This window comes from Herpetosiphon llansteffanensis (genome assembly GCF_003205875.1).
In the GTDB taxonomy this organism is placed as follows: Bacteria; Chloroflexota; Chloroflexia; order Chloroflexales; family Herpetosiphonaceae; genus Herpetosiphon; species Herpetosiphon llansteffanensis.
In genome coordinates this window covers 78,223-92,614 of record NZ_PUBZ01000079.1, presented here as the reverse complement: position 1 = coordinate 92,614, position 14,392 = coordinate 78,223, and the positions used below count along the sequence as shown (strand labels likewise).

The 14,392-nt window shown below is 51.4% G+C and carries 14 protein-coding genes; 10 read left to right on the top strand and 4 right to left on the bottom strand.

Annotation, left to right across the window (positions count from 1 at the left end):
* Positions 1–38: 38 nt before the first annotated feature.
* The 3 genes from C5S61_RS06165 (at position 39) to trxB (ending at position 2,780) form a co-directional block, all read left to right on the top strand.
* Entirely contained in the window at positions 39–461 is a 423-nt protein-coding gene (locus C5S61_RS06165; RefSeq protein ID WP_110514181.1) for a hypothetical protein, read from the top strand.
* Positions 462–805: 344 nt separating this feature from the next.
* On the top strand, positions 806–1,714 hold the full coding sequence (locus tag C5S61_RS06160) for a DMT family transporter (RefSeq protein ID WP_110514180.1): 909 nt from the start codon (positions 806–808) through the stop codon (positions 1,712–1,714).
* A gap of 115 nt (positions 1,715–1,829) precedes the next feature.
* Positions 1,830–2,780 carry a thioredoxin-disulfide reductase gene (gene trxB / locus C5S61_RS06155; protein WP_110514179.1) on the top strand — a complete coding sequence of 317 codons (951 nt, stop codon included), beginning with the start codon at positions 1,830–1,832 and terminating at the stop codon, positions 2,778–2,780.
* A gap of 431 nt (positions 2,781–3,211) precedes the next feature.
* Here the strand turns inward: trxB and C5S61_RS06150 are convergent, their stop codons facing one another.
* Positions 3,212–3,448 carry a hypothetical protein gene (locus tag C5S61_RS06150; protein WP_110514178.1) on the bottom strand — a complete coding sequence of 79 codons (237 nt, stop codon included), beginning with the start codon at positions 3,446–3,448 and terminating at the stop codon, positions 3,212–3,214.
* 117 nt (positions 3,449–3,565) lie between these two features.
* On the opposite strand from C5S61_RS06150, the gene C5S61_RS06145 reads away from it, so the two are divergent.
* Positions 3,566–5,947 (top strand): aldehyde dehydrogenase family protein, encoded by a 2,382-nt coding sequence (locus C5S61_RS06145; protein WP_164689253.1) that lies wholly within the window; start codon positions 3,566–3,568, stop codon positions 5,945–5,947.
* Between the two features lie 56 nt (positions 5,948–6,003).
* On the opposite strand, the gene C5S61_RS06140 is transcribed toward C5S61_RS06145, so the two are convergent.
* Positions 6,004–6,429: a hypothetical protein gene (locus tag C5S61_RS06140; protein WP_110514177.1), complete on the bottom strand. Its 426-nt coding sequence runs from the start codon at positions 6,427–6,429 to the stop codon at positions 6,004–6,006.
* A 156-nt stretch (positions 6,430–6,585) separates the two neighbouring features.
* Between C5S61_RS06140 and C5S61_RS06135 the strand changes: the two genes are divergently transcribed.
* Positions 6,586–7,161, top strand: a complete 576-nt coding sequence (locus C5S61_RS06135) for a 2'-5' RNA ligase family protein (protein ID WP_110514176.1) — start codon at positions 6,586–6,588, stop codon at positions 7,159–7,161.
* A gap of 478 nt (positions 7,162–7,639) precedes the next feature.
* A complete protein-coding gene (locus C5S61_RS06130) occupies positions 7,640–8,557 on the top strand; it encodes an NAD(P)/FAD-dependent oxidoreductase (protein WP_110514175.1) in 918 nt (305 codons plus the stop codon).
* Here the strand turns inward: C5S61_RS06130 and msrA are convergent.
* On the bottom strand, positions 8,544–8,999 hold the full coding sequence (gene msrA / locus C5S61_RS06125; protein ID WP_110514174.1) for a peptide-methionine (S)-S-oxide reductase MsrA: 456 nt from the start codon (positions 8,997–8,999) through the stop codon (positions 8,544–8,546). The genes C5S61_RS06130 and msrA overlap by 14 nt on opposite strands.
* 21 nt (positions 9,000–9,020) lie before the next feature.
* On the bottom strand, positions 9,021–9,566 hold the full coding sequence (locus C5S61_RS06120; protein ID WP_164689252.1) for a DUF1697 domain-containing protein: 546 nt from the start codon (positions 9,564–9,566) through the stop codon (positions 9,021–9,023).
* A 362-nt stretch (positions 9,567–9,928) separates the two neighbouring features.
* On the opposite strand from C5S61_RS06120, the gene C5S61_RS06115 reads away from it, so the two are divergent.
* From C5S61_RS06115 to C5S61_RS06100, 4 genes are all read left to right on the top strand, one after another.
* Positions 9,929–11,200: an AfsR/SARP family transcriptional regulator gene (locus C5S61_RS06115; protein ID WP_110514172.1), complete on the top strand. Its 1,272-nt coding sequence runs from the start codon at positions 9,929–9,931 to the stop codon at positions 11,198–11,200.
* Between the two features lie 75 nt (positions 11,201–11,275).
* Positions 11,276–12,625, top strand: a complete 1,350-nt coding sequence (locus C5S61_RS06110) for a substrate-binding domain-containing protein (protein WP_110514171.1) — start codon at positions 11,276–11,278, stop codon at positions 12,623–12,625.
* 269 nt (positions 12,626–12,894) lie between these two features.
* Positions 12,895–13,698 carry an ABC transporter ATP-binding protein gene (locus C5S61_RS06105; protein ID WP_110514170.1) on the top strand — a complete coding sequence of 268 codons (804 nt, stop codon included), beginning with the start codon at positions 12,895–12,897 and terminating at the stop codon, positions 13,696–13,698.
* Positions 13,682–14,386, top strand: coding sequence for an ABC transporter ATP-binding protein (locus C5S61_RS06100; RefSeq protein ID WP_110514169.1), 705 nt, complete (start codon positions 13,682–13,684; stop codon positions 14,384–14,386). The genes C5S61_RS06105 and C5S61_RS06100 overlap by 17 nt, the downstream gene beginning before the upstream one ends.
* The last annotated feature ends 6 nt before the right edge of the window (positions 14,387–14,392 follow it).

Genomic DNA, 14,392 nt, shown 5'->3' with positions numbered 1-14,392 from the left:
TAGCAATTCTACTGTTATGTTTATTAGGAGCTTGTTCAATGAATAATCAAGCAGTTGGGTTTGTTGATCGCACAGATCAACAAAAAGATTTTGAGAATAGTATTACTACTGAATTAAACCAACAAGCAGTAGGCAGTAAGGTTGATATTGCGACCCTTGTAAATCTACAATGGGATACTCTTTGCACATTTACCGAAGGTGATTCATTCAATTATATCAATCAGACACTGGGATTTGATTGGATCAACGAAGATGGTTATTTATACGATAAAGAATTTGTCGTTTTTGTTAATGGTACATCGGTTGCAACTCATCTCAATTTCGCTAGCCCAACATTAATTATTAATCCCGCAAGTGATAAGCCTTGTATTCAGCGTAATGAGGCTATCTTTGAGGTTGCCGAAATTCCTTCAGCAATTGAAGGGGTTTCAGCGCGACGAGTACTCAGCCGAATCCACTAAATTTTCGAATGATTAAGTAATAATGCCTACCAAGAAATTTTCTTGGTAGGCATTATTACTTATCTGATCATAGGATTTTTATTCTATATGCCTACATTTTATCCTTCATCCCTCACCCTCTGCGCCGCTGCGTTAAACGATTGATCCACGAAGGACACGAAGAGCCGAAACCGCGAGCACGCGAAGGACACGAAGATGGAGCTATTGGCTTCTGATTTGTGCTTTTTGACGTTTCCTTCATCCCTCATCCTTTATCCTTGCTCTCTGTTCTTCATGGTACACTGGCCATATTGACATATGCGAATAAGTGCACGACCGATGGCGTGCAGATAACAGGTGTTTCGATGCAGGCAGTGCAAGTCTCAAGCAATCAAAATCGGGCCGAAATTCCGTGGCGAGCCTATGTGGCACTCGCAATTGGCATTGTTTGTATCGCGCTTTCGGCGATTTGGGTTAAATGGGCTGCTGTGCCCGGGCCGGTTTCGGCGTTTTATCGCATGCTGATTCCTGCGGTTATTTTAGTGCCATGGTGGTTTGCCAAACGGCCCAAACATCTCCCCAAGCAGGCCACGCGGCTTTCGCTCTTGGGCGGCGTTTTTTTTGCCTTCGATTTGGCTTTGTGGAACACGGCAATTTTGCTGACTTCAGCGGCCAACTCAACCTTGTTTGCCAATAACGCGCCGTTGTGGGTTGGATTGGGGGCGTGGCTGATTTTTCGCGAACGCTTGCCGCAGCGCTTTTGGTGGGGCATGGCGATTGCCCTCATTGGCGTGGTGGTGATTATGGGCGAGAGCTTGCAACAACTTACCATCAGCCGTGGCGATTTACTGGCCTTGGCGGCTGGTGGTTTTTATGCAGCCTATTTGCTAACAACTCAACGCGCCCGCGCCGAACTGGATACCCTGACGTTTATGACCTTGGGTATCGTCGTGAGCGTGGTGATTTTGGGCTTGATGTGCTGGATCGGCGGGTTTAGCATTATCGGCTTTAGCGCCAAAACATGGTGGTCATTGCTTGGCTTGGGCTTGATTTCGCACCTCGGCGGCTGGCTGGCGATTAATTATGCGCTTGGCCATATCAAAGCAGCTACCGCCTCAGTCAGTTTGTTGGGCCAGCCTGTCTTGACCGCGTTGATCTCGATTCCGATCTTAAACGAGCCATTGCAGATCTTCCAAATCGTTGGTGGTAGCTTGGTGATTGGCGGCATTTGGCTGGTAAATACCCAAAAAGAAGCAGCAAATAATAAAGTGTAGCGTTTATTACAAAATTAATGTATACTAGCAATAAGTCGTGCTATACTGGAGCCAGATGCATCGACCATGCCAACTGGAAACGCAGGGATGCTGCCAATAAAGGAGCCTTAGTCAGATGGAAAAGCAAAAAGTAACCGTGATTGGTTCGGGGCCAGCAGGGTTGACGGCGGCGCTGTATGCTGCGCGAGCCAATTTAACCCCGTTGGTTATTCGCGGGATTCAGCCTGGTGGCTTGATTGCCACCACCAGCGAAGTTGAAAATTATCCTGGCTTCCCCGATGCAATTAATGGCTTTGATTTAGCCGATAAAATGGAAAAACAAGCAGCTCGTTTTGGTACCCACTTTTTAGATGGAATTGTCGAAAAAGTTGAGTTGGGTGAACGGCCTTTCAAGCTGCATATTGATAACGGCACGATTGTCGAAACCGAAACCTTGATTATCTCGACTGGCGCTTCGCCGCGCAAATTGGGCGTGCCTGGTGAATTAGAATTGGCCAATCGCGGCGTTTCGTATTGTGCTGTGTGTGATGGCTTCTTCTTCCGCGATAAAACCTTGGTCGTGGTTGGCGGCGGCAATAGCGCCTTGGATGAAAGTTTGTTCTTGACTCGCTATGCCAAAGAAGTGCACGTTATCCATCGCCGCGACCAATTGCGCGCCGACCCAGTGCTGATCGAACGCGCCCAAAATAACCCCAAAATTAAGTTTATTTGGGATACCGTGGTAACCAAAATTGAAGGCACGGTTAAGGTTGAAGGCGTAGGCCTGCAAAATGTCAAAACTGGCGAGGAATCAACCTTCGCCGCCGATGGCGTTTTCCCCTACATTGGGCATATTCCCAACACATGGTTGTTCAAAGATCAAATCGATTTGGATGAAAATGGCTACATCGTGAGCGAAGGCCGTGCTCGCACCAATATTCCCGGGGTGTTCGTTGCTGGCGATGTCGAAGATCACGTCTATCGCCAAGCAATCACCGCCGCAGGCAGCGGCTGTATGGCCGCCATGGAAGCTTCGTGGTTCTTAGACCAAATCGAGCACGAACAAACCAGCTTGGCGCAGTGGTAAAACTGGGGCTGGGGATCGGTTGTTGGGGGTCGGGGAATATCTATTTTCCTCGGCCCTCGTTTTATTTTTAGTTCTCTCACCCCCCAGCCCCCTCCTTTCAAGGGTAGGTTTTTAGGGATTGGTCGGCTGTGGAACGTTCCCTCACCCCCCAGCCCCCTCTCCCACTGAACGCGGGCGAGGGGGAGCACCTGCTTCACCACGAATTGAGAAAGAACCACTAGGTGAAAGCCCCTCGCCCGAGCCACGGGCGAGGGGTTGGGGTGAGGGGATCTTAACACCGACCCTTGAAAGCCAGCCCCCGTTCCCACGAAAACGCGGGCGAGGGGGAGCCGACTATTTTTGCGAAGGAATTGGGGAGAGCCACGGCGTTAAAGCCCCTCGCCCGCCGCGTGGGAGAGGGGTTGGGGTGAGGAGATCTTTCCAAACCATACTTATTGCGGCAATTTGCTCATATAGGTTTCATAGCACCACTCTAGATGTTCAATTGCATGATCAATTGATTGCATGAGTTGCTCAGGTGTTATCGTTTCTGGAGCCACTTGGCACAGTTTGCGCATACCAATCAACGTGCTCAGCGCTGGTAGAATATCCTCGCGTAGTAATAAAAAATTGTAGACAATCCGTTGCTGAATTTCAAAGGGAATCCGATCAACAACTTCCTGATTCATATCATTTCCTCCAAAGAATAAAAGCTTACGTTTAATTGCAACGATTGCTTTGCGTGAATTGCTTAAGCCTGTTAGGATGGCACAAAACGACTGAATAACACACACGAGGACTCGACGATGAGCACATTGCTGGAGATTTACGAAACAATGAGCTATGGCCCCGCCCCAGAAGCAGCTGCTCCTGCCCACGAGTGGCTAGATGCCCATAGCCGTCGTTTCGGTCTATATATTAATGGTACATGGACTGAAGCCGCCAACGAGCGCTTGTTTGATTCGATCAATCCTGCTAATCGCAGCGTATTGGCGCAAGTGACCCAAGCCAGCAGCGATGAAGTGAATGCTGCTGTGGCTGCTGCCAAAGCGGCTTTTCCTGCATGGTCGCAAACCAGCGGCCATGTTCGCGCACGCTACCTGTACGCTTTGGCGCGCCAAATTCAAAAGCATTCGCGCCGTTTTGCGGTGCTCGAAACGCTCGACAATGGCAAGCCGATTCGCGAAACCCGCGACATTGATATTCCGCTGGTTGCGCGCCATTTTTATTATCACGCTGGCTGGGCGCAGTTGCAAGAAAGCGATTTGGCAGGCTACGAGCCGTTGGGCGTGGTCGGCCAAATTATTCCTTGGAACTTCCCATTGTTGATGTTGGCTTGGAAGATTGCCCCAGCTTTGGCTATGGGCAACACGGTGGTGTTGAAGCCTGCCGAATGGACATCATTGACGGCGTTGGCATTTGCTGAAATTTGCCACGAAATTGGCTTGCCCAAGGGTGTTGTCAACATCGTCACTGGCGATGGCAAAGTTGGCGAGCAAATCGTCAAGCATCCTGATATTGCCAAAATTGCCTTTACTGGCTCAACCGAAGTTGGCAAAATTATTCGTAGCGCCACCGCTGGCACTGGCAAAAAGCTTTCCTTGGAGCTTGGCGGAAAATCGCCGTTTATCGTCTTTGATAGCGCCGACCTCGATAGCGTGGTCGAAGGCGTGGTCGATGCGATTTGGTTCAATCAAGGCCAAGTTTGTTGCGCTGGCTCACGCTTATTGGTGCAAGAAAACATCGCCGATAAGCTGATTGGCAAGTTGCGCACGCGCATGGAGCAATTGCGCATCGGCGATCCCTTGGATAAAGCGATTGATATTGGGGCGATTGTTGCGCCAGCTCAGTTGCAAAAAATTGAGCAACTGGTGGCCGAAGGCGAGCAAGAAGGCTCAGTCAAATGGCAACCATCGTGGGCCTGCCCAACCGATGGCTATTTCTACCCGCCAACTTTGTTTACCAACGTTGCTCCTGCCTCAACCTTGGCCCAAGTCGAAATTTTCGGGCCAGTCTTGGTCACGATGACCTTCCGCACGCCAGATGAAGCGATTGCCATCGCCAACAATACCCGTTTTGGCTTGGCCGCCAGCATTTGGAGCGAAGATATTAACGTGGCCTTGCACGCCGCGGCCCGCGTCAAAGCAGGCGTGGTTTGGATCAACAGCACCAATCTGTTTGATGCAGCAGCAGGCTTCGGCGGCTATCGCGAAAGCGGTTACGGTCGCGAAGGTGGCAAAGAAGGCTTATACGAATACCTCAAAAAATCCGAGGTCAAAAAGCTCAAAATCAAAGCCAGCCCAACCACAGCAGCAGTTACAACTCCTGTCAGCAATGGCTTGCCAGCGCTTGATCGCACACCAAAAATCTACATTGGCGGCAAGCAAGCCCGCCCCGATTCGGGCTATAGCCGCATTGTGGTTGGCAGCAATGGCGAAACGCTGGGCGAAGTTGGCGATGGCAGCCGCAAAGATATTCGTAACGCGGTCGAAGTTGCGCGCAGCGCAGCCAACACATGGTCGGCAGCAACCGCCTACAATCGCGCTCAAGTGCTCTATTTCTTGGCTGAAAATCTGGGCGCACGCGCCAGCGAATTTGCCCAACGCATTCGACAACAAACAGGTCGCAACGATGCCGATCTCGAAGTAGAAACCGCGATCGATCGTTTGTTCACCTACGCTGCGTGGGCCGATAAATACGATGGCGCGGTGCATGCCACGCCTGTGCGCAACGCCACCCTCGCTATGGTTGAGCCAATCGGTGTGTTTGGCTTGGTTTGTCCAAGCGAATACCCATTGTTGGGCCTGATTTCGCTGCTTGCGCCAACCATTGCCTTGGGCAATAGCGCGATCATCATTCCATCAGCAGAACACCCGCTTTCAGCCACCGATTTATATCAAGTGCTCGATACCAGCGATGTGCCCGCTGGCGTGGTCAATATCATCACTGGCGACCGCGATAGTTTGGCCAAAGTGCTGGCTGAGCACAACGACGTTGATGGGTTGTGGTATTGGGGCAGTGCTGAGGGCAGCGCCTTGGTTGAGCGCAGTTCAATTGGCAACCTCAAACAAACGTGGGTCAACTACGGCGAAAGCCGCGATTGGCTCGATCGACGAGTTGGGGAGGGCGAAGAATTTCTGCGCCATGCCAGCCAAATCAAAAATATCTGGGTTCCCTACGGCGCATAATCGACGAGTTGAACCAAGCAAACCCGATTCCCACCAAGGAATCGGGTTTGCTCGTTTTAGTTTGCAATAATTTCGGTGGCAAACCAATACGGGCCAATACAAGCATTATTGAGCGGAGCTGCTAAATGCGTGAAGAATTCTGGCTGAACTTCACCGCCACCAAGCCATACCTGCGAACCAACAATCAACTGCTGAGCGGTTTTTAGGTCGCTAATCGTCGTTTTTTCAAGCCGAAATTGATCATTCCAAATAATCAGGTAGCTTGCTTGATTATTGGCAGGCTCTAGCCGCAAGCAATTACCACGAATAATCAGTTCGCCGCTGGCAATTGCTTGCGGTACTTGTCCAATACTGTTTGGTCGTATTTGGGGGAATACCAACCCAACGGTTGGTTGGCTGGTCGGGTTTGAGGCAGCGCAACCACTAATAATCAGCAATAAAAGGATTATTTGGACAGCGATAATTCTTAAGCGCAGCAACATGTTTATATCCTCCGCCTAATTATCTCAACATAGTTATGAACCTCTGAAAATCCCTTATATTGAGCACCAATCCCTAGAATCGTGCTTTATCCATGCTGCTCACGATGATATAATCAGCGGGTCTGAGAGAACTCATATAGAGAACGAGGTGGAGTGATGCCCCATAATCCAACAACCATCTTTCTGACGCTCTATTTTGATCCAGCGACGGAGCAAGCCATTAATCGATTGTGGCATATCCTTGCAGATGCAGGGATTCCGGTGCCAGGTATTAATGGCCATCGCCCGCATATCACAATCGCAGCCTATGACACCACTGAGTATACACCCTATCAGCAATTGCTAGGACACTTTTCTCAATCTCAGCATGCGTTTCCTATCCGTTTGCATGCGCTAGGGATCTTTCCAGAGACGGGGGTCGTCTTCCTCGCACCACGCGTAACAGCACCACTGCTCTCACTTCATACCGCGCTCCTCACGGCATGCGCAACGATCGGAAGTACGCCACTCAAATATGCGCATCATCTGGGAGATAGCAATTGGATGCCGCATTGTACCCTTGCACGAGGCCAAACACCAGCGCAAGTGAGATCGATCGTCGCGACCTGCGTCGATCATTGGCAGGCAATTGACGGCATGATTGCAGGTATTGGCATCCTCATTCCACCCACTGTGGTCGATGTCACTCAGTACGCATTTGCCTCTGCTCCGTCAAGCCATGAGCACAGCTAGGCTGACACTATTCGGTTTTTAGGATCCCCTCACCCCAGCCCCCTCTCCCGTGCGCGGGCGAGGAGCGTTCATTCCGTGGTTTTGCACCCATGCTTTGGCAAAACGACCGCTCCCCCTCGCCCGCGTTCAGTGGGCGCGGGGGTCGGCTTCCAAGGGTCGGTTTTTAGGATCCCCTCACCCCAGCCCCCTCTCCCGTGCGCGGGCGAGGAGCTTTAGACGGTGGTTTTCCGCCATTTTCTGGTACACATTGGTCGGCTCCCCCTCGCCCGCGTTCAGTGGGAGAGGGGGCTGGGGGGTGAGGGAATGGTCCACAACCTCCCAATCGCTCAAAACCTACCCTTGTAAGGTTAAGTTCCTCCCTGCTATGCGAGTAAAGAGCTAGTAGCGCAATCCGATTCACTATAACGATCATTACAAATTTGACATTTTAACAGAATCCTTATATATTGATATCAAGTATCAATAAGGAGTTTTCGTAATGCTTGATGTGATTATTGTTGGGGGCAGCGTCGCTGGCTTGAGTGCAGCGTTGGTGTTGGGTCGGGCGCGGCGTACGGTTGTGGTGCTCGATAGCCAACAGCCGCGCAATGCCCAATCGCCTGGCGTGCATAATTTTCTCTCACGTGATGGCATTTTGCCAGCAGAGTTGCGCCAAATTGGCCGCGATCAGCTGAAGCCTTATCCAAGCGTGGAAGTTCGTTTTGCCACTGCCAAGCATGGCCAAGCGATTGATGGCGGTTTTGTGGTAACGCTTGATGATGGCAGCGAATTACACAGCCGCAAATTATTGATTGCCTCAGGCGTGATCGATGAATTGCCACAAATCGCAGGAATGGCCGAATTATGGGGATCGAGCGTGTTTCACTGCCCCTACTGCCACGGCTGGGAAGTGCGCGATCAACCATTGGCGGTCTTGGTTTCTGATGCAGATCGACTGTTTCATGTCGCAACCTTGCTGCAAAACTGGAGCAGCGATTTGGTAGTTTGTACCAATGGCGAGGCCCAACTTAGTCCAGAGCAACGCCAAATCTTGGCCAAACTCAACTTGCCAATTCGCGAAGATCGCTTGGTGGGCATTGAGCAAGCCAATGGCCACCTGACGCATTTGATTTTTGACCAAGGCGAGCCATTGGCTCGCAGCGGCTTGTTGATTGGCGTGCCGCAACGCCAACGCAGCCAACTGCCAGCGCAATTAGGCTGCGAAACCTCAGATAATCCCCAAATGCCTGGCTTGATCAAGGTGCAAATGTTGGGCCAAACCAGCGTGCCGGGCGTGTATGCAGCTGGCGATGCAACCGCAGGCATGCAACAAGCCATCAATGCCGCCGCTGGTGGAGCGATGGCAGGCGCAGGCATCAATCACGAACTAATTCAAGATCTGATTAAACAGCTTTAGCCCTGCGCTCGAAGCGCGTACGCCATTTGCTGTAGCATTGTTGATGATACTCCTCGGCGGGGTAAAACGGCAGATCAATTAAGATTTCAATGTTGAGATCAGCCAGCTGCGGTTGCGCTAGCTTACTGGCCAGAGCTAGCTCCAACTGAGCGGCAGTGCTGCAAATAATCAGCGGGCGATATTGCGGATCGGGATCGAGCGGCGGCTCCAGCATTGCCCAAAAGTGGTTCAATAGCGTTGCCAAACTGATAATTGTGGGATCAAATTGTACTTCGACAACCTCTGCATGGCCAGTTGTGCCTGCACAAACATCCTCATAGCTTGGATGTTGCGTCCAGCCGCCAGCATAGCCCGCTTGGGTTTGGACGATGCCATTGATCGAGCGCAAGGCTTCTTCGACACCCCAAAAACAGCCAGCCCCAACAATTATTCGCTCGTGCATAGAACACCTTTGCCTTGATGTTTAGGCGTTTGTAAAGCCATATTTAGTGATCATAGCACGAATTGTCGTGATATTGCGGGCGGTTCCTGCTTGTTTGAGCGCCCGCTCCAATTTTGCGCCGCTAAACTTACTCTCGCCAACTTGTTTATGCCGCAGCCACCACACATGCCGCCCCGTAATGCGAAAGGTATCCAATTCGTTTTGGTGTTTGGCTAAGCGAGCTTGGGCCTCTGCATCAGGCTCGTGGCGAACAAAGGTCACATACAACGCAGCTTTAGGGTCGATTTCGCTTGGTTTGAATGGACAGGTTTGTTCAAGCGCGACCAACTCGCTGGCTGAGCGCAAAAATGTTTCGACCGCAAAGCCAAAGCGAGCCTCAAGCTGGCGATTAATCAACTCCTCGGCCTCTGCATAGCTGCTGCTGGGATCATCGAAAACCACATTGCCCGATTGAATATAGGTCTGAACATTATGAAAACCTTGCGCAACCAACACCGCCCGCAAATCTTCCATCTTCACAAAATGGTTGGTAATGTTGATCGCGCGTAAAAAAGCAATCGTTGTCATCAGCACCTCGCTTTTTAGAGAACATAGAACATAGAGCATAGAACATATCCGTATCATGGGGCTATAGGCTATGGGCTATCGGAGATTATATCGATACAATCGAGATTGATCCACGAAGGACACGAAGAACATAGAGCATAGAACATAATAAACTTGGCTATGGGCATAGTAGGAGCACCCGATCCCCAGCTCCTAACCCCCGATCCCTATGTTTGACTTCTGACTTCTGACTTTTGATATTCATCCTTCATCCTTCATCCCTCATCCTTCATAATTTCATCGCTCTGCTATAATAGTGTTTCAATGCTTAAATAACCCCAACTGCTTCGACCAACCATCACCTCACTGCTGAGGAGTAGCGTATGCAACAGGTAGTACGTGTTTTTCACCAACTCTTGCCCGATTTTGTTGACCATGTTTCTGCGCAAATTGTTGCGAACCATGTGCCTGTGTATGCCAGTTTGCCGCAGCAGCATGTCAAAATGGCGCTCTACAACGCGATCCATTCAATCGAGATTGATTTGGCCCAAGGCACAACCTCGGTTTATGCTGATTATTGGCGCAATGTGGCGGTGCAGCGGGCACAACAAGGCATTTCGCCAGTCCATAGCATGCTGGTGACCCATCTTTCGACCAACGTGATGACCCAATTTTTGAAGCAGGCGTTGGCGCGTGAGCCAGAGGCCTTGGCTTGGTGGCTCGAACGCACCCACACCATCATCTCGCTTGGGATGTTGGTGATGACTGAAGCGCGGATTAATGCGCTACAACAGCTTGGCCAACTTGGCAGCGAGCCAGCCAGCAGCGGAATTATTATCAATGAACAACCAAACTTGATGCTGCCGCCAAGCCATTGGCAAGCCCCAAATGTGTTGCATATGCAAGCCTTTGGCCAACTGCGCGCATGGCGTGGCTCAAGTGAGATTATCAATTGGGGCCGCAAATCGGCAATTGCCTTGCTCGGCGTGTTAATTACCCAGCGCGGCCAATGGATGCAGCGCGAGCAAATTTGCGAGCTATTTTGGCCCGATTTAGCGCCGAGCCAAGCAGAAGCCCAATTTAAAGTGGCACTGAATGCGCTGACCGCCGTGTTGGAGCCAGAACGCCCGACCCGCCAAGCCTCAAGCTACATTCAACGCCGCCATACTGCCTATCGTTTGGCGCTCGATACTGCACCGATTCAGCTTGATCTGCTGCGTTTTGAGCAATTGCTGCAACGGGCAACCCAAGCCAGCAATCGACCAGAGGCGATTAATTACTATCGCCAAGCGCTCAATGTGTATACTGGCGATTTTTTGGGCGATTGTTTGTATAGCGATTGGGCCAATGGGTTGCGCGAGCAATTACGGGCTAATTATGTCCAAGCGGCCTGCGATCTCGCCCAATTATTGCTGGCCGAACAGCAGCCAAACGAGGCCTTAGAATGGGCAGAGGCGGCGCTTCAGGCTGATCCCTATCACGAAACAGCCTATCAAGCCAGCTTTATGGCCTATGCGCAACTGGGCAATCGTCAACAATTGCAACGCAGCTATCAACGCTGCCAACAAACCTTGGAGCACGATTTAGGTTTAGCGCCGTTGGCTACGACCAAAGCGGCCTATCAGCAAGCAGAACAAACGCTGAACCAACTGTAACTCAAGTGTAACTAGCCTTTGCTATGCTGAAGTGAGAGCTACTTCAATTGCATAGTCCAAAGGAGGACGCACGTAATGAAGCGTTTGATTTCGATGTTGATCATTCTGGTTACTGCAATTCAGCTGTTGGCTGCCTGTAGCAGTGGCACCGGAGTTGAGCCAACGACCACCAATCCGACCAGCGAATCGGCCCAAACCACCCAAGCTCCTCCCGCGACGACCGCTCCCGCCGCAACCACAGAAAGCACCGACCCAACCGCCGCGCCAACCAGCGCTAGCGCTGCCGCGACTGGCAAACCAATCAAAATTGGCCTGATCACCGATCAATCCAAGGCCTTATCGTTGTATGGCAGCCAAGAAATCAATGGCTTTATGTTGGGCTTGGAATATGCCACCAACGGCACGATGCAAGTTGCTGGCCGCCCAATTGAAGTGATTGTCAAAGACGATGAAAACAACCCAGAACGTGCTCGCCAATTGGCCCGCGAGCTAATCGAAAAAGATGGCGTTGAATTATTGCAATGCTGCGCCTCAACCTCCAGCGCATTAACCGTGATTGAAATTGCCAAAGAAAACAACATCATTGCGATGATTGACCCAGCGGCTGGGCCACAAATTACTGGCTCGAATTTCAATCGTTTTGTCTTCCGCACTGGCCGCAACACCTTGCAAGATGCCTTGACCGCAGGCCCGTATATGGTCGAGAACGTGGGCAAAGAGTTTGTCCAATTGGCTCCTGACACCGATTTCGGCAAAGGCTCAGCTGCTTCGTGGCGCTCGATCATCGAGACCAACGGTGGCACGTTCGTCGCCGATGATGTGTTTATTCCCGCCGATACGACCGACTTTACGCCATACTTGCAAAAATTGCTCGATGCCGCCGACGAAAAACAGGCCAAAGTCTTGATGGTTACCTGGGCTGGCTCGAACTTCCCACGCTTGTTCCAGCAAATGCAAGAGCAAGGCGTGCTCGATAAATTGACCTTGGCAACAGGCTTTGGCGATAACGTGACCATGCCAATGGTCTATGCCGATGCAGTTGGCTCGGTTGGCATGATCGCCTACCACTATACCTTGCCCAAGAACGAAGTGAACGATTGGTTGGTTGAGCAGCACAAAGCCAAATATGGCTCGTACCCTGATCTCTTTACCGCTGGCGGGATGGCCTCGGGCATTGCAACCGTACGCGGCTTGGAAGCAACCAAGGGCGATACCAACGCCGATGCGTTGATTGCAGCGCTCGAAGGCATGAGCTTTGAGGGGCCAAAAGGCACCTACACCTTCCGCAAAGATGATCATCAAGCGCTCCAGCCGATGTATATGGTGAAATTGATCAGCACCAGCGACCCTGATGCGAAGTTCTTTGAGTTGCTGCAAGAACGCAGCGCCGAACAAACCGCCCCGCCAGTAATGGTGACGAAGTAAAACTAGGGATCGGTTGATGGGGGTCGGGGATCGGGTTGAGATCTGGATTTTACAATTCGAACAGCAATCCTTTGGTTCATCAGTGAATGGATGATAGCCCCTGATTGTCCTTGAGGGGGTGCAGGGGGATTAAAGCCCCCTGCGTCTCCCGCCTTGAGGCGGGACGGAAGGGTGGTGATCACCAATCAATTCTTTGATCCAATACTTGATTAAAAACCTATCCTTGAAAGAATCCCCATCCCTCAACTAGCAAATCAAAGGAAATTTCAATGCCAAACGTTTTGCTGAAAACTGAACATCTTTCACGTTCGTTTGGTGGTTTGCAGGCGGTGCGTGATGTAAGCATCGCAGTTGAAGAAGGCTCGTTTCATTCGGTCATCGGGCCAAATGGGGCCGGAAAAACGACCTTCTTCAACATGATTAGCGGCGCGATTAAGCCAAGCAGTGGCAAGGTGTTTTTTGCTGGCAACGAGATTACCGGCCAGCCCTTGCACCGCATGATTCACTTGGGCATTGGCCGCGCCTACCAAATTACCAGTTTGTTTCCCTCGCTGAGTGTGGCCGAAAATGTACGTTTGGCAGCTCAAGCGCGAGGCCGCGATACCTTCAAATTTTGGCAGCACAGCGATCGTTTCCAGCGCTACCACGAACGAGCACAAACAGCGCTCACGTTGGTTGGTTTGCGCGGCGTTGAGCACATGCTCGCCAGTGCCTTGCCCCATGGCGATAAACGCAAGCTTGAATTAGCTTTGTTGCTGGCCAGTGAACCACGCTTGCTACTGCTCGATGAGCCAACCGCTGGCATGGCCGCCAACCAAGTGCCCGAATTGATCGAGATTATTCAACAACTGCGCCAAAGCGGCCAACATACGATCATCTTGGTCGAGCATCGCATGGATGTCGTGATGAGCATTTCGGATCAGATTACGGTGATGCATGGTGGCAGTGTACTGGCCGAAGGCACGCCCCAAGCGATTGCAGCAGATAAACGGGTGCAACAAGCCTACCTTGGCGAATTATATGACGATGTGCTAACTCAGCCTCACGAGGTCGCCAATGACACCAATTCTTGAAGTTGAGCAAATTCAGACCTTCATCGGGCAATATCATATTTTGCACGATGTGTCGTTGCAGGCCGAGCAAGGCACAATTACCGCAATGCTTGGGCGCAACGGCGCAGGCAAAACCACCACGCTCAAATCGATTATGGGCCTTACACCGCCCCAAACTGGCACCATTCGCTTTGCAGGCCAACGGATCAACGGCTTGCGCACCTTCAAAATTGCCCAATTGGGCATTGGCTATGTGCCAGAGCATCGGGCAATTTTCCGCGATCTCACGGTAACCGAGCATTTGGTGCTGGCAGAGCGCAAGCGCGGCGATTTACGGCGGCGCGGCGATTTGATCTTCAGCTTGTTTCCTGATTTACAGCGGCTCGAACGCTTGCTCGGCAGCCAACTTTCTGGTGGCCAGCAACAGATGTTGGCGATTGCCCGCGCCTTGGTTCCAGAAACTCAACTGCTGTTGATTGATGAGCCAAGTGAGGGCCTTGCGCCAGTGATTATCGAACAGATGATGCGGGCGATTACCGCGCTGAGCGAACATACCACGGTGGTGTTGGTTGAACAAAACTTTCGTATGGCCAGCGCCATCAGCCAAGCCTACTTTATGCTCGATGATGGCCGAACTGTCGATCATGGCACGATGACGGCGCTACGGGCCAATCCGCAATTGATTCAGCGCTATCTTGGCGCTGCCTAAAAGGTG